The sequence below is a fragment of the Pseudoalteromonas rubra genome (assembly GCF_004212645.1).
Lineage (GTDB): Bacteria > Pseudomonadota > Gammaproteobacteria > Enterobacterales > Alteromonadaceae > Pseudoalteromonas > Pseudoalteromonas rubra_G.
Map to the genome: position 1 here is coordinate 18,061 of NZ_PPUZ01000041.1, position 20,274 is coordinate 38,334.

General features: G+C 49.2%; 18 protein-coding genes and 1 tRNA gene. 10 read left to right on the plus strand and 9 right to left on the minus strand.

All coding sequences use genetic code 11. From position 1 onward, the window contains the following. Positions 1-78: 78 nt before the first annotated feature. The 4 genes from infB to C3B51_RS15550 form a co-directional block, all read right to left on the minus strand. Positions 79-2,757 (minus strand): translation initiation factor IF-2, encoded by a 2,679-nt coding sequence (infB, locus tag C3B51_RS15535; protein WP_130245655.1) that lies wholly within the window; start codon positions 2,755-2,757, stop codon positions 79-81. Between the two features lie 29 nt (positions 2,758-2,786). Next, positions 2,787-4,286, minus strand: a complete 1,500-nt coding sequence (nusA, locus tag C3B51_RS15540; protein ID WP_125719887.1) for a transcription termination factor NusA — start codon at positions 4,284-4,286, stop codon at positions 2,787-2,789. 42 nt (positions 4,287-4,328) lie between these two features. Further along, positions 4,329-4,784 carry a ribosome maturation factor RimP gene (rimP, locus tag C3B51_RS15545; protein WP_125719889.1) on the minus strand — a complete coding sequence of 152 codons (456 nt, stop codon included), beginning with the start codon at positions 4,782-4,784 and terminating at the stop codon, positions 4,329-4,331. A 258-nt stretch (positions 4,785-5,042) separates the two neighbouring features. Next, positions 5,043-5,119, minus strand: a tRNA-Met gene (locus C3B51_RS15550). Between the two features lie 335 nt (positions 5,120-5,454). On the opposite strand from C3B51_RS15550, the gene C3B51_RS15555 reads away from it, so the two are divergent. From C3B51_RS15555 to C3B51_RS15565, 3 genes are all read left to right on the plus strand, one after another. Then, positions 5,455-6,234 carry a delta-class carbonic anhydrase gene (locus C3B51_RS15555; protein WP_125719891.1) on the plus strand — a complete coding sequence of 260 codons (780 nt, stop codon included), beginning with the start codon at positions 5,455-5,457 and terminating at the stop codon, positions 6,232-6,234. A 262-nt stretch (positions 6,235-6,496) separates the two neighbouring features. Continuing rightward, on the plus strand, positions 6,497-6,973 hold the full coding sequence (locus tag C3B51_RS15560; protein ID WP_125719893.1) for a globin: 477 nt from the start codon (positions 6,497-6,499) through the stop codon (positions 6,971-6,973). A 79-nt stretch (positions 6,974-7,052) separates the two neighbouring features. Then, complete coding sequence (locus C3B51_RS15565; RefSeq protein WP_125719895.1) at positions 7,053-7,556, plus strand: hypothetical protein; 504 nt, start codon at positions 7,053-7,055, stop codon at positions 7,554-7,556. Between the two features lie 48 nt (positions 7,557-7,604). Here C3B51_RS15565 and C3B51_RS15570 read toward each other — a convergent pair whose 3' ends face one another. Together C3B51_RS15570 and C3B51_RS15575 are read right to left on the minus strand one after the other, a co-directional pair. Then, complete coding sequence (locus tag C3B51_RS15570) at positions 7,605-8,006, minus strand: DUF3019 domain-containing protein (protein ID WP_125719897.1); 402 nt, start codon at positions 8,004-8,006, stop codon at positions 7,605-7,607. Then, positions 7,996-8,832, minus strand: coding sequence for a MipA/OmpV family protein (locus C3B51_RS15575; RefSeq protein WP_240657432.1), 837 nt, complete (start codon positions 8,830-8,832; stop codon positions 7,996-7,998). The genes C3B51_RS15570 and C3B51_RS15575 overlap by 11 nt, the downstream gene beginning before the upstream one ends. Positions 8,833-9,019: 187 nt before the next feature. Here C3B51_RS15575 and C3B51_RS15580 point away from each other — a divergent pair, with 187 nt between their 5' ends. From C3B51_RS15580 to C3B51_RS15590, 3 genes are read left to right on the plus strand one after another with little or no spacing between them, the layout of a single operon-like run. After that, positions 9,020-10,030 carry a phospholipase gene (locus tag C3B51_RS15580; protein ID WP_125719901.1) on the plus strand — a complete coding sequence of 337 codons (1,011 nt, stop codon included), beginning with the start codon at positions 9,020-9,022 and terminating at the stop codon, positions 10,028-10,030. Next, positions 10,031-11,221 carry a peptidyl-prolyl cis-trans isomerase gene (locus tag C3B51_RS15585; RefSeq protein WP_130245656.1) on the plus strand — a complete coding sequence of 397 codons (1,191 nt, stop codon included), beginning with the start codon at positions 10,031-10,033 and terminating at the stop codon, positions 11,219-11,221. Further along, on the plus strand, positions 11,221-11,757 hold the full coding sequence (locus C3B51_RS15590) for a hypothetical protein (RefSeq protein WP_130245657.1): 537 nt from the start codon (positions 11,221-11,223) through the stop codon (positions 11,755-11,757). Before C3B51_RS15585 ends, C3B51_RS15590 begins: the two co-directional genes overlap by 1 nt. 19 nt (positions 11,758-11,776) lie before the next feature. Here the strand turns inward: C3B51_RS15590 and dapE are convergent, their stop codons facing one another. Then, entirely contained in the window at positions 11,777-12,961 is a 1,185-nt protein-coding gene (gene dapE / locus C3B51_RS15595) for a succinyl-diaminopimelate desuccinylase (protein ID WP_130245658.1), read from the minus strand. Positions 12,962-13,304: 343 nt separating this feature from the next. Between dapE and C3B51_RS15600 the strand changes: the two genes are divergently transcribed. After that, complete coding sequence (locus C3B51_RS15600) at positions 13,305-14,069, plus strand: response regulator (protein WP_125784073.1); 765 nt, start codon at positions 13,305-13,307, stop codon at positions 14,067-14,069. 168 nt (positions 14,070-14,237) lie between these two features. Then, the gene (locus C3B51_RS15605; protein ID WP_130245659.1) at positions 14,238-14,912 is read left to right on the plus strand and encodes an OmpW/AlkL family protein; all 675 of its coding nucleotides are present in this window, start codon (positions 14,238-14,240) and stop codon (positions 14,910-14,912) included. A 77-nt stretch (positions 14,913-14,989) separates the two neighbouring features. On the opposite strand, the gene C3B51_RS15610 is transcribed toward C3B51_RS15605, so the two are convergent. After that, the gene (locus C3B51_RS15610; protein ID WP_130245660.1) at positions 14,990-15,529 is read right to left on the minus strand and encodes a thioesterase family protein; all 540 of its coding nucleotides are present in this window, start codon (positions 15,527-15,529) and stop codon (positions 14,990-14,992) included. Between the two features lie 150 nt (positions 15,530-15,679). Here C3B51_RS15610 and C3B51_RS15615 point away from each other — a divergent pair, with 150 nt between their 5' ends. Next, a complete protein-coding gene (locus C3B51_RS15615; protein WP_125719915.1) occupies positions 15,680-16,171 on the plus strand; it encodes a hypothetical protein in 492 nt (163 codons plus the stop codon). Positions 16,172-16,204: 33 nt separating this feature from the next. Here the strand turns inward: C3B51_RS15615 and tyrR are convergent, their stop codons facing one another. Then, positions 16,205-17,761 carry a transcriptional regulator TyrR gene (gene tyrR / locus C3B51_RS15620; protein WP_046005501.1) on the minus strand — a complete coding sequence of 519 codons (1,557 nt, stop codon included), beginning with the start codon at positions 17,759-17,761 and terminating at the stop codon, positions 16,205-16,207. Between the two features lie 264 nt (positions 17,762-18,025). Here tyrR and C3B51_RS15625 point away from each other — a divergent pair, with 264 nt between their 5' ends. Continuing rightward, positions 18,026-20,245, plus strand: coding sequence for a CapA family protein (locus C3B51_RS15625; RefSeq protein ID WP_130245661.1), 2,220 nt, complete (start codon positions 18,026-18,028; stop codon positions 20,243-20,245). Positions 20,246-20,274: the final 29 nt, after the last annotated feature.

Sequence of the window (20,274 nt, forward strand, 5' to 3'; positions counted from 1 at the left end):
CATACACTCGCCCACTAGAGGAAACACAAACACAAATGGGGGCTGACGCCCCCATTTCAAGGTTTAACCCCGATTGGATTACAACGTACGTTGTACTTCAACGGTTTCGAATACCTCGATTTGGTCACCGACCTTAACGTCATTATAGTTCTTAACGCCGATACCACACTCCATGCCGTTACGAACTTCTGCCACGTCATCTTTAAAGCGGCGCAGTGATTCAAGCTCACCTTCGTAAATAACAACATTGTCACGCAGTACGCGGATAGGTGCGCTACGTTTAACCACACCTTCAGTTACCATACAACCCGCAACAGAGCCGATCTTAGGTGACTTGAACACGTCACGTACTTCAGCCAGACCAATGATCTCTTGCTTGAATTCAGGTGCCAGCATGCCCGACATTGCCTGCTTCACTTCTTCGATCAGGTCGTAGATTACGCTGTAGTAACGCAAGTCCAGGTTTTCAGCTTCAATCACTTTACGTGCAGAGGCATCGGCACGAACGTTAAAGCCAACGATGATAGCGTTAGACGCAGCAGCCAGCGTAGCGTCAGTTTCGGTGATACCACCTACGCCGCTACCAACGATCTTCACTTTCACTTCGTCTGTAGACAGTTTAACCAAAGAATCAGAGATAGCTTCGATTGAACCCTGTACGTCTGCTTTAAGTACCACGTTCACTTCAGATACGTCGCCTTCAGTCATGTTAGTAAACATGTTTTCAAGCTTCGCTTTTTGCTGACGCGCCAGTTTCACATCACGGAATTTACCCTGACGGTACAGTGCAACTTCACGGGCTTTACGCTCGTCTTTAACAACAGTTGCTTCGTCACCCGCAGCTGGTACACCCGACATACCCAGGATCTCAACCGGAATTGAAGGACCTGCTGTCGTGATGTCTTTACCGTTTTCGTCTTTCATTGCACGAACACGACCATATTCCAGACCACACAGTACGATATCGCCCTGGTTAAGCTCACCAGACTGAACCAGTACAGTTGCAACCGGACCACGACCTTTATCAAGACGAGATTCGATAACCACACCTGATGCCATGCCTTTGTGTGCCGCTTTCAGCTCAAGTAGTTCAGACTGCATCAGGATCGCTTCTAGCAGGTCGTCAATGCCCAGGCCAGTTTTCGCTGAGATGTGAACGAACTGCGTATCACCGCCCCACTCTTCAGGAATAACGTCCAGCTGTGCCAGTTCGTTTTTAACACGATCCGGGTCAATGCCTTCTTTATCCATTTTGTTTACAGCGATGATCAGAGGGACTTCTGCCGCTTTGGCGTGTTGTACCGCTTCTTTAGTCTGTGGCATTACACCATCATCAGCCGCAACAACCAGTACTACGATATCAGTGGCTTTGGCACCACGTGCACGCATTGAGGTAAACGCTGCGTGTCCCGGCGTATCCAGGAAGGTGATCATGCCGCCTTCGGTTTCAACGTGGTATGCACCAATGTGCTGGGTAATACCACCGGCCTCGCCAGCAGCAACCTTCGCTTTACGGATGTAATCCAGTGTTGAAGTTTTACCGTGGTCAACGTGACCCATAACGGTAACAACTGGTGCACGTTGCTCTAGCGCTTCACTTTCGTTACGCTCGCTCAGTACTTTTTCTTCCAGTTCGTTCTCTTTTACCAGAACAACTTTGTGGCCCATTTCTTCAGCCACAACCTGCGCAGTTTCCTGATCGATGACCTGGTTAATGGTAACCATTTCACCCATCTTCATCATGGTCTTAACCACTTCAACGCCTTTCACTGCCATGCGTGATGCCAGCTCAGCAACTGTGATGGTCTCACTGATGCGTACTTCCTGCTTCACTTCGCTAACCGGCTTCTTAAAGCCATGCTGTAGTGAGGTAGGTGCTTTAAGCTTGCCTTTTTTACCTTTGCCACGCACAGGCTGAGCCGCTTTTTCAGCTGGCTTTTTCTTTTTCTTACGACGTGCACTCTTTTCTTCCTGTGCATCTGACTCGTCTTCGGCTTCACGCGCGTAAGTCGATGTCGTAAGGTGGTGATCTGCAGAAGCTTCGCGACGTGCACGTTCTTCTTCTTCAGCTTTCCAGCGGGCTTCATTCTCTTCTGCTAAGCGCTTTGCTTCTTCTGCTTTACGCTTGGCTTCTTCTTCTGCTTTCTTTAGGGCAGTCGCTTCTGCTTCTTTGCGCAGACGCTCTGCTTCTAGTTTCTCTTTCTCTTGTTGGGCGCTATCCACTTCTTCACTCTGCTGTTCTTTCGCTTGACGTTCAGCTTGCGCTGTACGTTTTGCCTCATCTTTAGCCTTGCGCTCAGCTTCCTCTTTTGCCTTACGCTCGGCTTCCTCTTGTGCCTTACGCTCGGCTTCTTCTTTGGCCTTTTGCTCAGCTTCTTGCTGAGCTTTCAACTCTGCTTCTTTGCGCGCAGCTTCCTCTGCAGCGAGTCTTTCCTGCTCTTTTTGCTGCTCGATTGCGCTCTTTTTAACGTAAGTGCGCTTTTTACGTACCTCAACCTGAACGGATTTTGCCTTGCCATGCGAGCCGGTCACACTTAATGTGCTCTTGCTCTTGCGTTGCAAAGTCATACGCTCCGGTCCTTCCGAACCGGTACCGCCATGTTGTTTACTCAAATGGTCCAGCAATTGTGCTTTCTCGTTTTCAGTAACATGGTCGCCAGTGGCTTTGGTGATCCCTGCATCTGCCAACTGCTGGAGTAATTTATCAACAGTTGTACCAATGTTTTCGGCTAGTTTCTCTATGCTCACTTCTGCCATATTATGCGTTACCTCCCGTTAATAAACTACTATTGCTCACCAAACCAACAAATATTACGTGCGGCCATGATCAAGTCACCCGCTTGTTGTTCAGATAATTCAGTGATTTCGACTAATTCGTCAATGCCTTGCTCAGCCAGGTCTTCCAGCGTGATGACGCCTTTGCTGGCCATCACGAATGCCAGGTGACGATCCAACCCTTCCAGGTTAAGCAGATCTTCTGCAGGCTCAGCCCCTTCAAGGCTTTCTTCGTCACGCAACGCTTTGGTCGTCAATGCATCTTTCGCACGCTTACGCAGCTCTTCCACTGTGTCTTCGTCCAGACCATTGATTTCCAGGAACTCTGCAACTGGTACGTAGGCCACTTCTTCAAGTGTTGAGAAGCCTTCGTTGATCAATAACGTTGCGAAGTCATCATCGATATCCAACGCTTCGGTGAACAGGTTGATCAGTTTGTCAGACTCTTCTGCGCTCTTACGCTCCATGTCTTCCACTGTCATCACGTTCAGTTCCCAACCCGTCAATTGGCTGGCAAGACGTACGTTCTGACCGTTACGACCAATCGCCTGCGCCAGGTTGTCGGCTTCTACCGCGATTTCCATCGTACGTGTGTCTTCATCCATTACGATCGATGCGACTTCTGCTGGCGCCATTGCGTTGATCACAAACTGAGCCGGGTTGTCATCGTACAATACGATATCAACGCGCTCGCCACCTAATTCGGTAGACACAGCCTGTACACGCGCACCGCGCATACCAACACACGCGCCGACAGGGTCGATGCGTTTATCATTTGATTTTACCGCAATTTTAGCACGCGATCCCGGATCACGCGCTGCACCTTTGAGCTCGATCATCTCTTCGCCGATTTCTGGTACTTCAATACGGAAAAGTTCCATCAGCATTTCTGGCTTAGAGCGTGTTACAAACAGCTGTGCGCCACGCGCCTCTGGTTTAACCGCGTAAAGCAGACCACGTACACGGTCACCCGGACGGAAGCTTTCACGTGGCAGCATATCTTCACGGTAAATAACCGCTTCTGCGTTATTACCCAAGTCCAGTACAACCGTGTCGCGTGATGCTTTTTTAACCACACCGGTAACCAGCTCGCCTTCCTGATCTTTGTAGGCGTCAACAATCAACGCACGCTCAGCTTCACGTACTTTCTGTACGATAACCTGTTTAGCCATCTGCGTTGTGATGCGGTCAAACTGAATTGATTCAATTTGCTCTTCAACATAGTCACCCAGCTGGATCTCAGGCTCTTCTACCTGAGCCGCTTCAAATGTGATTTCTGCATACGGGTTTTCCAGTGAGCCATCTTCTTGTGGGTTAACCACCATCCAACGACGGAACGTGTCATACTCGCCCGTTTTACGGTCAATAGAAACGCGTACTTCGATCTCACCATCGTGTTTCTTTTTGGTGGCCGTCGCTAGTGCGAACTCTAATGCTTCAAAAATCTTTTCTCTTGGGACTGCTTTTTCATTGGAAACAGCTTCTGCAACCAATAATATTTCTTTTGCCATAAGTATTGCCTCGCTTGCCCTTTTTTCCTTCGCACCTAATTTTTAAAATTTTGCGATGATGTTCGCGCGCTCGATGTTGCTGAGCATAAGGTGATGCTCCTGGCCATCGACGGTTAGCGTGATCATATCGCCATTAACTGCAACTAAGTCGCCTTTAAAGTTGCGGCGACCTTCCTGAGGAAGCTTAGTACGCAAACGCACTTCTTCGCCCACTGCCTGCTCATAATGAGCTTGTTTGAATAATGGTCTGTCTACACCAGGTGAAGACACTTCCAGGTTGTATTCGTTTGTAATGGGGTCCTCGACATCCAAAATGGCACTCACCTGACGGCTCACATCGGCACAATTGTCCACATTGATGCCATTTTCATGGTCAATGTAGATGCGCAATGTCGAATGGCGACCGGCTTGCATCACTTCCAGACCGAGCAACTCGAAGCCACAGGCTTCAACAGCCGGCTCTAACATAGTTGTTAATTCTTGCTCGAGTTTTGTCACAAATTACCTCCATACAAACAAAAAAAGGGCCTAAAAGCCCTAATGATTCAGCTGTTTGCTTCTGGGCTGGGCTTAGTTGCTTAGCTCCAGATACAACAACGCCCCGAACCAAGCGGGGCGTCACACCAAAAACAAACTGTGTGGCCAGTGGCCGAGCTTGGTTGCGGGCTGTATCAGCCTAAATAAGCATATGCTTAAACGCAAAACGCGCATTACGATGAATGCGCGAACTGTAAGAAATGAACCATTTCTTAAGCTTGGTTGCGGGAGCCGGATTTGAACCGACGACCTTCGGGTTATGAGCCCGACGAGCTACCAGGCTGCTCCATCCCGCGTCAACGTGCAGTCAATGCTGCATCAACTGGCGTGTATTATAGAGAGAGTTGTATTAATACGCAACCTTAGTTCAGCCCTTTAACCGAAAAGTCGCTTTCAAGCGGCCCGATATCTCACGCAATCTTGCGGGTATTCAACACTCACGGCCAACCTCAAGTAATCGTAAATAGTTTACCATAAAAAACAAAAAGCTCGAGAATACCGAACAACAACATCGAGATTAACTTATGATAAACCACAAATTTACAATATTTTACCATTTAGCTTGTTCTTAAAAGTTAAACATCTATACTGGCGGCCCATCGAGTTAATACAAAATGATGGAGAAACAGTCATGAAAAAGGCATTAATTGGCGTCTCGATGACAGCGCTAACACTACTATCCTTTAATACCCTTGCGAATAGCTGCGACGGCTTTGGCCCGCAAACTCCGCGTGATATCGACCAGCTGCATGGTGAAAATAAGCGAGTATTTTCACTTGCTCCCCCGGCCAGTGAAATGAACCTGTGTAACATCCACTTTCATAAGAACGCAGAGCACAAAGCAAAAGACTTTTCGGTATTTGCAGGCAATGGCAAGTACGGAGGCTATCAATGTAATGCCACCAGCAGCCTGACCGAGGCCGAGTTGCGGGCACCTAAAGGCAAGGTCTGTAAAAACGTGAAGCCAGGTGACACCATAGAGGTACACTGGGTGCACAGCTCATGTGATGTTGCGCCCGGCAAAGGCCTGGGTTCTTGTTTAAGTAATGAATGTGCCAATCCGGACTTACGCGTTGAAACCCAGGTTTTTCTGGTTGTGAATGACGAAGACGCGCTGGACTTTAATGATTTAAGCTATGATGGCAACATCGTCAATGGCTACCATCAGGCCAAATACATCCCGCAAACGACCGGTAAGCCAGTGGAGTTTCTCGGTTCAACCACTGGACCCAGTTATAACAACAAGCAGTGTTCGCCGCTTCAGGTTACCTGGAGTGTCAGACCCGCCTGTGCCAAGGTAGATATCAACAGCCTGGCCCAGTGGTGTGAGGACAATGTCTTTGAAGAAGATCACGCCCACGGTGTCAGACAGCTGGTCACCGACCCGAAGCTACTTGCCCCGATTAAGTAACAGAAGACAGGCTAGCAGCCAGACCTAAGCGTCTGGCTGATTTGCTTTACGTAATTTCAAACAACAATGAAGTTTGCTGAACTGATCAAAGTCTACCTATACTGAAAAAGTGGGTGCTCACCGTCTTGCTGTTTCAGTGTGCCCCAACACAACTTTTACCCAAGTTACTGCAGTGCTTGTTGGCCAGCCCAGCGGCTGATGTCCATGAGATTGCACAATTACTTGAGCAAACGGATTCGCTCTAATCGTATGTGGAGCGATTATGAGTATTTCACCTTATCAGTACCAGTTATTAAATCAGTCTTTCACGACCCTGAAGCCGAACTTTCATTGCTTCTGTGTCAGCTTTTACAATCAATTAAAACAACACAAGGTCACCATGGCGCTGCCTGAGTCCGAACGCCATATGCTGTCGCTGGAGTATCGCTTGCATGATTTTATGCAGCAATGCCTGATGCATTTGCCCCGCCAGCAAGAGCTGACGCGTTTCCTGCGCCACCAAAGTATCCTGATTGCTTCTTTGGCCCCTTCAGTGAAGGACATCAGCGTATTTTGTAATAGTTTACTCGAAGTCCTGAAGCTTCATTTGGGTGCGCAATTTACCCTGGCCGTACGTAATGCCTGGAAACGTGCGTTACATGTATTTGCTAACATTCTGAAATCCGAACTGTTTGGCATTTCGAATGTGGTGGAACTGGCACGCTTTCGGAGTCAGTCAAGGGCCCGCTTACGCACTTGATACCGCCAATATTGTAATAATGACAACCGACCCGTAAGCCAGTAAACTGCAATCAATTGGATTGATTTTGGATACTTATATGAAACGTTTTTTATTTTGCGGTATCGGTTTAGTTGCACTTGCGGGATGTGACTTTCTTGGTGATTCTAAAGCGCAGATAGAGCAGCAATATCTGGCAAATAATCAGGAATTGGAACAGGTCATAGAAGACATCAGGGCGCATGGCCTGACCGCGATGAGCCAATCAGCTGAGGCCGGCACCCTGGCGGGGTGTGTCGTTAAACAATTAAACGGCGATCCAATGGGTGCCATGATTGAAGTTGAGGGTGCACTGCAGGACAGCGCAAATCTGGCTGATTTAATGGATACCATTACTAGCCTGGCCGATCAGGAGCTGTCAATGGAAAGCCTGCCTGGTTTATTACAAGCCGGTGCGGATACGATGTCTTATTTGAAAACCCTGTTGGCGAATTATGAGCTGGCTGAACTGCAACAACAAGTACACACTTTGCTTGAACAGGGACAAAGCAAAAGCGAAGATATTGGCACACATTTGCGTAGCCTGGTTGAACAGTGTCAGTAAAGAACAAAAAACAGGCTGGCCCGCGCTAGCCTGTGCATTCCTCTTAACCTAAAACAAGCGCTGCCAGCGGCGTTTTTTATTGCGTACCTTATGGACCCAATTGACGTTAATGGTTGTCACGGCCAGGACATCACGCTTCGATTTAGATATTAACTCATAGCTGACACTTTGTGCTGAGCCAAAAGCCAGCAGGTACTCGAAGTGGCTCACATTTGCCCAGCACTGCAAAATCTTTTTCGAGTTGCTGTCCCTGATGCAATAATCCCCGACTTGCGGCGCAGAAATTGAAAACGTCACGTCAGCGTAGCACGTTCTTCCTTCGTGCAACGCAACACACTTATTTGGTGCCACCTGTAATATCCCTTTCCTATCGTCGTTTACTGCTGCATGCGCCGCAGAGGCCATGCAAAACACGCCGATAGTCATCGCTGAAGTGAATTTAAAATACATATTTCACTCCACTAAACAGCACCCTGGCATAGTTAGATTCGAGCAGTGGACTATCTTTTGCTTCACTGGACCCAACTAGGAATGACAGACCCGCACTGAACTCCCAGTCTTCTGCTATTGGGTAGTTTAGCTGAGCCTGAACAAACGCCGATGCGCCACTGCCTGGCTCATAAGGTGTCAGATAATCATTTCGTTCTTGCTCAGTTACACCATAAAAATAGTTATTAAAATTGCTCGAATAGTAATTGGCGCCAAAATTAAGCCACAGATCCCAATTGCGCAGTTCAAAGTTACGTGTGGCTTCGATGTGGAATACCCAACCATTAGTGTCGCCAAAAACATCGTAAACCAGCTCTGCGACCGCCAGATAATCACCCACGGTGCGATAGTATGCGACTCCCAGCGATTGATCCGGATCTCTGTCTCTAATGCCTTCTAATTCTTTAACAACAGGATCGCTGGTGTCAAAGTAACCCGTTTCGGTAAAAGCGAGTTGATAACTGCCATAAATGATATCCAGGCCCCAGTCTTCCTTTTGAATAAACTGATAACCCACATCGGACCCACCGAAGAAATCGCCTGAGTAAGAAATAAGATAGAAGTTTTTGTATTGAAGCTTGATGTCGGCAAGTAAGGTCAGGTGCGCCGGAGAGTTATCAGCACCGACCAGCTCAGGCAGTGCCATATCTGCATAAAAGGCGCCTATACTCAGCTGCCACTCCAGTCCATTGTCTTCAAGCCAATCCTCTTCCTGGCTCGCAACGCTTTGTTCAGCGAAAGCCTGTTGCGTCAGGCAAAGCAGCACAGCAGAAAGTAGCTTTATCATTTTCATCGTTATTGTGGCTTTTTATGTGCCTAAATTAACTACCAATCATACCTGAGCTCTGTCAGGACAACAAGGTATGGACATCAAGATTTAATTTAACCTATATTTAATACAAATGTAACACAAGAGCATTCTAATGCCCGCTGCTCTGATAGAGCGTAAATTCTAACTCAGGAACAACACTACAATGAAAAAAAGATTATTACTCTGTGCGCTGACACTCGCCTCCACCGGGGCGCAGGCCTTTAGTCAGGAAACGCACAAACGCATCGTTATCGATGCCGTCAACTACATGGCACAAAACCCGTCGACAACCCAATATGCCAAGCTTCAGGCTTATGCTCAGTCACACGGCATGAGCGTCACTCAACTGGCCGAAGTCATGGGGCAAGCCGCCTATGACGTTGATGACTTTGAAGACACTTTCTTCTGTGGCGCGATTACAGGAGACTGTGTCCAGGCACCTTTGTGGGGTGCGGCCGAAAGTATTGTCAAATACACCAGCTACTGGCACTTCCAAAACCACACCCAGGGTGCTGACGCCCATGGTAACGATTTTGGTGGTTATAATTATGACAAGCTCACTGTCTGGGGCACCGTAGATAACATGGCGGCTACCTGGTTAAAAGGCGACTATCTGGATGACGGTAAAGGCGGTGAAACAGGCTGGTTCAGCGCCGACGACAGTGAGTATGACAGCTATGGTATTACTGAGAAAAACTACCGCATAGACAGTCACTCTACATACAGCATGTATGACGACTTTGAAGAAATGCCGTTCCAGCCTATCGACAACCTTGGCCAGTACTGGTACCAAAGCTACTTGCAAAACGGTAATCCACAGATCCTGGGATTTGTCTTTCACACCACAGATCTGCTGCAGCCTCATCATACCTGGACGACCTCAGATCTTAACCATGCTGGCTGGGAATCCTGGGTAAAAGACTATTATGATCAGGAAAACCTCAACAACCTGAGCTTAGTGAAACAAGCCATGGCCAGCTTCAGTGCCCCTGACGCCGCGACCAAAGACATTCGCCCATTGCTTACCCAGGGCGGCGCTTACTCCTATTCTCAGGGCGGCATCGTACTAAACTCAGAAGATCACTATGATCGTGTCACAACGGCTCGCCAGGTTATTCCTCATGCGATAGCCATGGTTGTGCACATGCTGAACCATGCAATGGTAGCGCGCTAAATGTACTATCTGGCATTACTCTTGGCAGGCTGTTTAAGTCTGCCATGTTGGGCATCCCTGACTCAACTAACCAAGCCTGAACTGGCTCTGATGCAGTCTTTGTATCAACAGCAAGACCGCGCATTATCCGGTACTGAACTCAACAAGCACTTGCTTGAGAATCAGTTTTTGCTGGCAACAGCACGCCAGCTTAATCCCGAGTTACTCAAACGACAGTCGAATGTCGGATTTGACAACGACTACCATGTTCGCCGTATGATGGTGACATTGCTCATACATCAATTCCCGGCACTTAAATCCGTGCCTAAAGTACAGCTAGAGCCTCCCTTTGACGCAGCGGCGTTATCTGGACTTTTGGGTTCATATCCGGCCGACGGAGATTACCAGCCTGAGCAGCTCTCACACTGGGCGCAGATTAAACTGTTGGATACACCCAAAGTCACCCTGGCACAGCTACTGACCAGCCAGTCAATGCAAAACCGCTTTCGCCTTCACCAGGGCGATATTGGGCTACTCACGCACCAGTTAATCGAGTGGCGTTATCATGCCGACCTGACAGCGGCAGCAACACCACTTTTGGCTCAGCAGGGCCTGACACTGACGCGCCTGAACGCACTTGCAACAGGAGAGCTGTTACGCCCGCCCATGCTGGCTTATTTAGGGATCAAAGCACAACTTCATGGCGAACGCAGCCCCTACCTGGAAGCACTCAGAGCAAACATCCCTGGCAGCGAAATCCAGCGTTACTACCAACGTCACCGCGATGATTTCAGGTATCAGTCTCAGCTGTCAGCCCTGGCGGTAACCTTCGATAGCATGGAAGAGGCAAAGCAGTTTCATAAACAGCTTGGAAAAAAAGGCCCATTACCTGCGCTAAAGGCGGCAAAACGTCGCAATGAATTTGCTACGGATGAACAAGCAGCTTTGCATGCCATTACCCGCGAGCATACTCAGCGCTGGCTTGCCCAGCTGGCGTTTAGCAGCAAGCCAGGTAAAGCGACTTCGCCGGTACGCACACCTCAGGGACGCTGGGCTGTTGTGTATGCAGAGCAGCCTCAGTATGCCTACTATCCTCAGGACAGTGAGACCGTGCGTTATCGGGCGCTGGAATCGCTCACTACGCAGCATGCTGTGGCGGCTTACCAGAAGCGCTTTAAACACTGGCAGCAACAGCATGGAGTGAAGCTTTAATGGGTCGCGTACAGGCACTCTTGCTTGCCCTCGTTCTGGGAGGACTGGGCTATGCCTTGTGGACCTTGTACACGCTTCCGTCGTTGCGAGTGAACCCGGAACAGGCGCAACAAGACCGCCTGCAAACGCGGCCTGTCGAGTCTGTAACCGCGGCCTCGGATGTGGCACTACCCGCCGTCAATGCCACGCCACCCGAAACCACCGTTGATACCCCGAATTTATCGTCTGTTGCGCAGTCGCAAGAGGTCGGCGATGACGCGCCCTATATTCCGCCCATTTCGCCCGCTACGCCTGCGCCTGCATACGAAGGCGACTTGTCTGATCATCAAGCCTACCTGGCAGATCAATCCGCTCGCGCAGCTCAGATGAAACTGGCCTATATTGCCGCGGTAGACAAAAAGGTTGAGCGACTGGAGGCGTTACTTGAAAAAGGCATGAGACATAAGTTGCCGCCACAGCAGCTGCAAGAAGCAAGGGACAAAATACAGGGACTCAGAGTCATGCAGGCGCAATTGCGCCGCGAGCTGGCGCAATAATCGCTGCAATGCAGTGCACTCAAGCAACAAAGTAGTCGCATAAAATCGCGCGGTAGATCTCCTCAATGGCGTGGAGATCTGCCACCGACACATGTTCATTCACCTGATGAATGGAGTCGTTCTTTACGCCACATTCAATCACCTGAGTCTCACTGGAGGCAAAAAAGCGACCATCCGATGTGCCCCCGGCGGTGCTCAGTGCCGGAAACTGTCCTCGCACACGCAAAATGGCCTGCTCAACCAGGGTGAGAAAACATGCCGACTCACGCCCGCCCGTATAATAGGATTCACAGGGACGTTCCCACTGCACACTGACATTATCGTGCCAGGGTGCCAGAGCCTGTGCCACTATCTGATAAATTTCCTGACTTTTATAGGCATGGCTGTAGCGCACATTAAAGGTAATTTCACAGCTTGCCGGCACCAGGTTGTCAACGATATCAGGTACCGTCAGGCCGGTTACCTGCAAACTGGTTTGCGATCCCAGCACATCTTTCCACCAACTGATATTGGCCAGCTCATTCACCAGCTCACCGGCAATATGCGCCGCATTGATGGTTTGCTCAGGGTAAGCGACATGCCCAGCCTTACCACGGATCTGTATCCGCCCGGAAATCGCACCACGGCGACCATTTTTAATGGTGTCGCCTACTTGCTGATGTGAAGTGGGTTCACCAACCAGGCAGGCATCTAGCACAATTGCCTGTTGCGCCAGATACTCGGCCATAATTTTTGAGCCATACTCAGCTTCCCCCTCTTCATCAGAGGTAATAAGCCAGAATAAGGTACCCTGGCACTGCTGCGCCCGCTCACACAAGTGCTCGGTTGCACTCAACATAGCGGCAACGCCCCCTTTCATATCGGCAGCGCCTCGCCCGTAAATCACGTCATCTATCACAGCAGCGGCAAAAGGGTGCGCAACCCAGCCCTGTGGGTTCGCAGGAACCACGTCAACATGACCCGCAAAAGCCATCACAGGCCCGGGGCCAAACTCACGCCAGGCAACCAGATTACGTACCCCGTTGCAATCGAGATGCGTGTATTCAAAGCTCAGTGCTGCCAGACGTTCAGCCAGATAGTCAATGGTACCCGCATCATCCGGTGTAACAGAGGGCGCGTTGATTAAGCGTCGCAGCGTTTTTACCGTATTACTATTACTATTAGTATTGTGTTTGACCGAAGGTTTTATTGCAGGGGAAGGCATAACATACAGTTCCTGTGTTCTGATATAAAAGCAACAGCAGGCATCACTGCATTAAGGCGCAGACTGAACATTTTATGCCCTGAGGTTGCTCATTTGCTCTCGATTACAGCGCCTGAGCATGACCAGTTCATGTCGACTACAAGGCAATTTTGTGACAAACATGTATTGCACAGGACTCAATAAAGCAGAGCAGAGCGTAATATATTGGTCAATTTCGATAACAGGTTGTCAATTGCCCTGCGTATGCTAGAACTAAGTATGTGAAGGTTAGTATTGTTAGCCTAATCTGGAGTTCCCACAGATCACTACTCCGTTCTATTTACTGCAAGATAAGGAACTAGTAATGCAGGATGTCAGTTTTTTGGTCGTCGACGACTGTCAGCTGGTTAGAAACCTGGTACGTACCACCTTAGTCAACCGCCTTGGCGCCGAAAACGTCTACACCGCAGAAGATGGTAAAGAGGCACTGGAATTACTGGATGCCCGGCATATCGACATCATCATTGCCGACTGGCAAATGCCAAATCTGGATGGTGAGGAACTGCTCAAAAGGGTCAGAAAATCAAAAAAACACAGTAAAACGCCCTTTATTATGATGAGTTCACTGGGCGACAGAGAGCATGTGGTATGTGCCATTCAACACGGGGTCTCGCAATATATGATGAAACCCTTTACCGCCGACAAGCTCGAGGAGACAGTTCACAAATCCTGGAACACCATCAGTCGTCGCGGCGCAGTGCGCTTATCCGGGCTGCCTGAGCACAGCGTGCGGATCCGCACCGGCAGCCGAACCTTATCCGGTCAGGTTAAAAACATCAGCCAGTCTGGTATGTTGCTGCAATCCCCCTACAGCCGTGAGATGCACTTGTTTAATACCTATGAACTGGAGCTGGACGTATTCGACCTCAACGGCGGCAATTTGTTGATCTCGCCATTGTATGCCGTGCCTGTGCGTATTGTGGCAGTCGAAGGCTTTATTGACACCAAAATATGTCAACTGGCACTGCGCTTTAACCGCGACATGCTCAATGACGCCACCAAACGTCACCTTGATGAACTATTAAAGCAGCTGGGCGGGTGCGAAACCGAGCTTATCCAGGATAATTAGTGATCTCAGTTGGTAAATCGGGGTCAAAAACTTAATCTAAATCAAATTTTCAATTTTTTCTGAAATTTCGCAATTTGAATATTGATCTAGAACAGCTTTTGAAAAATCCCATCGGCCTATGATAGCTGCAACAAAAAGATTTACCTTGCACAGGTTCAGGAGATGAAAATGAAAAAATTTACTGCCGCTATCCTATCTACGCTTATGTTAACTGCACCACTGGCTCAGGCCCAGTTCAGTGTGAATGTGGGTGCAATTAACGTAAACCCAAGTGACACAGGTTCAGCGTTAAATGAAATCAAAACAGCGGGCCTGGTCGCTGACTCAGATACACAACTGGGTATTACCTTTGACTACCAGTACAACGACAACATTGTATTTGAATTAATTGCAGCCACTCCGTTTTCTCACACGGTTGAAGGTGAAGGCTATATTCCGGGTAACCCGAGCACACAACTGGGCGGCGTAGAAATTGCCTCTGTTAAGCACTTGCCACCTACATTGATGGCCCAGTACCACTTTTTTGGTGCCAACGATAAGTTCCGTCCGTTCATCGGGGCAGGCCTGAACTACACCGTATTCTTTGATGAAGAAGCCAGCGCAGCACTTAAAGGTGTTTTGGGTACTGACGATGTTAAGGTGGACCTGGACAGCTCATTCGGTGTTGCGCTTCAGGTCGGTTTCAACTACGACCTGAATGACAAGTGGGGCCTGCACGCTATGGTTTCTAAGATGGACATCAATACCGATGCAACCGTTTACGCAGACGGTAAGCAAGCGCTTACGTCAGACGTTGAGCTGGACCCAATTGTTGCCATGTTTGGTGTAAAGTACAAGTTCTAACGATTTAAAGTGCCCACACTGTGTGGGCACACTACAGAGTTACTTTCTCAATCCCCAGGGGCCATCACACTGGCCCTTTATGCCACTTTCGTATTGCGTGCTTTTTTCTGCTCCAACATGGCTTTCCAGTGCACGATTTCTTCTGGCAAAATCGGCGCTTCCCCTTTAAACCCGGCAACTTCCAGCATTTCTTCCACACTGATCACACCCTGGCGACTTCTGAATACGCCACGTACATAGGCAATAGCGTGCAGGCCACGCTCTGAGTGAAACTTCTGTTCTATATAAAAGTACTTGTGATCCCAGCCAACTAACCGGGTCGATACCGTAAACTCCTGCAATGGCTTGATATCACGAATATAAGTAATGGCGGTGGCATTCACGATTGGGAACCAGCGACGCTTCATAATCGCACTAAACAGCCCAACCCGCTCAGTCATCCAGGTACGCGCCAGATCCATCATGGCCAGATAACGCGAGTTAGTCAGGTGCAAATTAATATCACAATCGCTCGGCAGTGCTCTGAAATTAATATCAATCACGTCGAGCAAAGGTTGCGTGGCTCTATTCTGACGGATCCGCCAGAATAACCACAATAAACGGAAATATAGATTCATCTCATTGGTCCAACCAGTTAGCATAAAACTCGAGTTTAGCACAGCCGGATTTCACAACAAGCAGGAATTAAACCATCCTGTGCACCCATGACTTGCGAAAAGTGCGTTTGTGCATTAACTTTTAGGCAAGACTTAAAAGAGTGTAACTTGATGAAATACTTAACCAAGCTCGTGTATTTATTGACCTTGTTCAGTGCCGGGCACGTCTGGGCTGATTTCGATTTGCCCGGTAAAGGTCAGCTGGTTTATCCCACTGGCGTAGCAAAAGAGTTTAACTTTGGCTTCGGCTGGCAAAGTGATACACAAAAATTTCGTATCGGTGAGCGCAGCTATGACATGGCTCAGATCCCCGAATCATATTCTATTGCCATAACGCTCAGCAAAGATGACTCTAAAGTCTGGGTTCAGGAGTTTAACCCCGGCTTTATCGAAGGATTCAGCTGGCAGCTTGGTGAGCACAAGCTTGAACTGTTCAAAAAGCAATTTATGAGTCCCGTTAAAGGGGACTATGTGCTGCGCCTGGATGACATCGACTACTTTCTGGTACGCAATAACCTCAGCGTTACCATCAAGTTTACCGAACAAGGCATTGATAATATTAAGCTGGACGGCGTGACCAAAAATATGGGCACCAAGCAATAACAGCCCCAGAGACAGGGGCGTGGTGCCCCTCTCTTATACTTTAACGGTTTTGCGATTGATGCCGTATTCTCTGAGCTTGTTTGCCACAGCGGTGTGGCTCAGCCCTAATCGTTTGGCCAGTTGGCGTGAGCTTGGATAAGCTGGGTAGAGTTTACGCAGTAATGTTGCTTCAAAACGCTTAACCGCCTGTTCCAGCGTGCCCTCAAAATCCGATTCCAGATAACCCAAGTCATGGGTAAAGGTAGGCAACTGCAAATGCTCTATCCGCAACTCGTTGTCATCTAACATAGACACGGCACGATAAATGGCATTTTCCAGTTGTCTGACGTTACCCGGCCAGGGGTATTGCTCCAGAAATTGCAGGCATTCTTCATCCAGCGCGGGTGTTGAATGACCACTTTGCTGCGCATATTTTGAAATAAAATGCTCAGCCAGAGACTTGATATCGGCCTTACGGTCACGTAATGGGGCTATCTCCAGTGTCAGTACGTTGATGCGGTAGTAGAGGTCTTCACGGAAACTGCCTTCCTGAACCATAGCTGGCAGATCTTTTTGCGTCGCAGCAATGATACGCACGTTGACCTTCACTTCATTCTCATCGCCAACTTTACGGAAGGTACCATCTTGCAAGAAGCGCAATAACTTGGTTTGCAACTGCGTAGACATCTCACCAACTTCATCGAGGAACACCGTGCCGCCGTCGGCCTGCTCCAGCACGCCGCGTTTAGGTGCACTGTTTTCTTCGTATCCGGCATAACCAAAGAGCTCGGATTCTGCGACATCATCCGGCAGTGAAGCACACGACAAGGCAATAAAAGGTTTCAAAGAGCGATTGGATGCATAATGACAGGCGCGGGCCAGCAGCTCTTTACCCGTGCCAGTTTCTCCCGTAATTAAAATAGGCGCTTCCAGTTGAGCCATTTTGCGCGCCTCGCGGACCACCCGGCGCATGGCGGTACTCTGACTGTGAATTGCCGCAAAGCTCTCCTGCCCGTAGCGACGAAACGCACTGACCTGCTGACCGAGCCGACTTTGTGATTTTATATTGATCACCGCACCAGCCAGTACATCGCCCTCAGGTCCCTGCGGTACAGAAATAGGTAAAATGTCGGCAATAAAGTCTTCACCACCCACTTCAACCCGGGTTGTCTGGCCCAGAACATCTTTGCCTTCCAGCCAGCGAGTAAAGTTAAACCCTTTCAGCAGGTTATTAATATTTGCCCCGATGATCTCCGGCTCCGGCTGGTTCAGGTCACGACACGCCGCATCATTACAGTGGCGCACCCAGCCTTTTGCATCAATCGAAATAACGCCGTCAGGGAGCGCACTGAGCAAAGTATTCAGCTCGTTGTGTTCACGCTCAGAAGGCAGAAAAGCCGTCGTTCTGACATCCTCAACCCCATCTATCAGCCTGATCTCGGGCATGATTTTCTGAAACTGTTCAAACTCTATGGGGGGGAAACTCACATACATTCTGCAATTGACGGAATCAACTTCTATTCCTTTTAGGTCAACCCGGTACTTAACCAGGATATTCAAAATTTCCTGCGCAATACCGATCCGATCGGCACAGTGAATTTCTAAACGCATTTGTTCCTCAAAACGGTTTTCTACCTTTTGCCGGGATCATACTCTAAGAATAGACCTCAGACTAGCAAAACGTAAACATTTTTGGACAGAGATTTTGACCAAAACAACTATAATAAAAATAACCGCTTACTCTTATAAAGTAATAGGTAATAATACGGACCTTTGGTGGCTGCAATAATCGCAGTTAACGATTGCAGAAAGGTTAACAATCAATTTATAATACAAAAGACCTAGTTATTAAGCCGTACAGGTTAAGGGGCCACCTTGAATATTTACAAGTTACTTCCATTTGTTCCCGTTATGTGTGCTCTGAGCGCTTGCTCCGTGGAAGACCCTTACGAGAGCGGCCCGACGCAGGCACAAGAGCAAGAGCAGCAACGGCAACAAGAACAAACACAGCAAGACCAAAAGCGTGGCTTAAACCTGCAATTGCAAGGGTCGGGCGATGCAGCCCTGTCAGACGTCAGCGTAGAAGCGTTGGGCAACCAGTATCGCACGGATGAACAAGGCCAGCTGACCCTGACAGATCTCAACACTGGCATGCTTACTCTGACCCTGAGCAAGCCCGGCTATCAACGCGCGGTAGTCACAGTCAATAGTCGTGATTATCAGGATAACCCGCTGGCAGTTCAGTTAAAGCGCCTCAGTGCCACCAGCAGTGAGCTGATGTTTGGCGGAGATACCATGTTTGGTCGGCGTTACATGGACCCTTCATTGACCACCATGGGCAACCTGTTGCCAGATGTCGAAGAGGCGATGATCAGGCCCGGCAATGCGGCCAGCAGTGCGATTGCGTTGACACAGTTCGTCAAGCCTATAACGGCGAGCGCCGACTTTGCCTCGGTCAATCTGGAATCGCCAGTCCTTGCAGCCCCCACGACTGTACATCCGAGCAAAGAATTTGCCTTTTTCTCACTGCCAGACACTTTGCAAGGGTTAACAGAGATAGGCATCGACTATGTCGCGCTCGGTAATAACCACGTATTTGACTATCAGCAAAAAGGGCTGGAAGACACCCTAAAATATGTCGAGCAAGCGGGTTTCAGCCACAGTGGTGCCGGTAACAACACCGCAGAGGCTTATGCACCCAGATTGGTTGAAGTGGGCAACACCACGCTGGGCCTGGTGTCGGCCACGTCGATTACCGGCGACGACCACCTTGTCACTTATATTGCCACTGCCGATAAAGGGGGGGCCGCCGATCTGACCGACAGTACGGCACTCAGAGCCGCAGTGGAACAAGCCAGAGATAACAGTGATTATGCCATCGTTCAACTGCACGGTGGTGACGAGTATTCTTACGCCCCGACACGTTATATTGACAACCGCTTTGAGTTTGTCAGCCGCCGGGAGCCCGACCTGATGATAGCCCACCACCCGCACGTTGCTCAGGGCTTTGCTCTTTATAACGGGGTGCCCGCGTTACTTGGACTCGGTAACTTTGTGTTTGAACAGAATCGTCACGAGACCTTGCTAGGCGTAGCCGTTTCAGTCACCATCGACCCAACACAAACACCGAAAACACAATCAGCCAGAGCCTACCCTGTGTATCTGGAAGACTATCAACCCAAACTGGTTGGTGGGTTTTTAAGTGATTATCTGATCCGCCGGCTGGCCGAATTTTCAGGCCCCGAAATTGCGATTGTGCCGGGACCAGGATTTGGCGATGTGTATTTTCATCAAGCCCCTGCCCCCCAGGAGATTGATACCGTTACTCTGACTTTGCCCTCTGGCGAGCACATCATTGATCTGCGCGAATATGCTCCCAGCCATGCCTTCGTGAGTAAGATCAGTAGTACAGGTCAACCTGAGATGACCCTTGGCCGGGATTTAATGTGGTTTGGCGATTTTGAAGACTGGGACAACGACAACGAGACCAATGAAGTAACCCGCTGGGAACATGAAAGCGATGACATCACCCCCTGCCTGACTGGTGCTATGCGCGGATTGCAGGGCATGTGCCTGTCACGTACCCAGTTTAATAATCGCCCGCTGCGCATGCCCTTTAAACAAACACTGCGGACTATGCCCATTACACCGGCTGAGTCTACACTTCAGGCTTACTCCGAACTGAGCCTGTTTGGCTATGCCAAAGGGGATAACGCGGGTGACGTGAGCGCTGAGCTGACCATAGTCACTGCAGAAGATAACCTGGAGTTTTCCAGTGAAGAAGTCAGCCTGATTAAACCAGGCAGCTACGACTGGAAAACCTTCCGACACGATATCAGCCTGCCTGACGATAGCCAGACCCTGGGATCGGAACAACTGCCAGCGCGCGCCGTTAAACTGGCATTCAAGCAGGCACCACCGGAAAAAGGTGAAGCAACCCTCATGTTGGACCAGCTCGCATTGATCTCCTGGCAAAAACCTCTTAGTCTAAACAATGGGTTATGGCAGGCAGAACGTATGCATGGGATGGACTTTATCGCTGTACAGACCAGTAACTCGGTGACACTGACACTGCATTTTTCTGCTTACAACTAGACGTATCCATACTAACTCGGGGGGCGTGT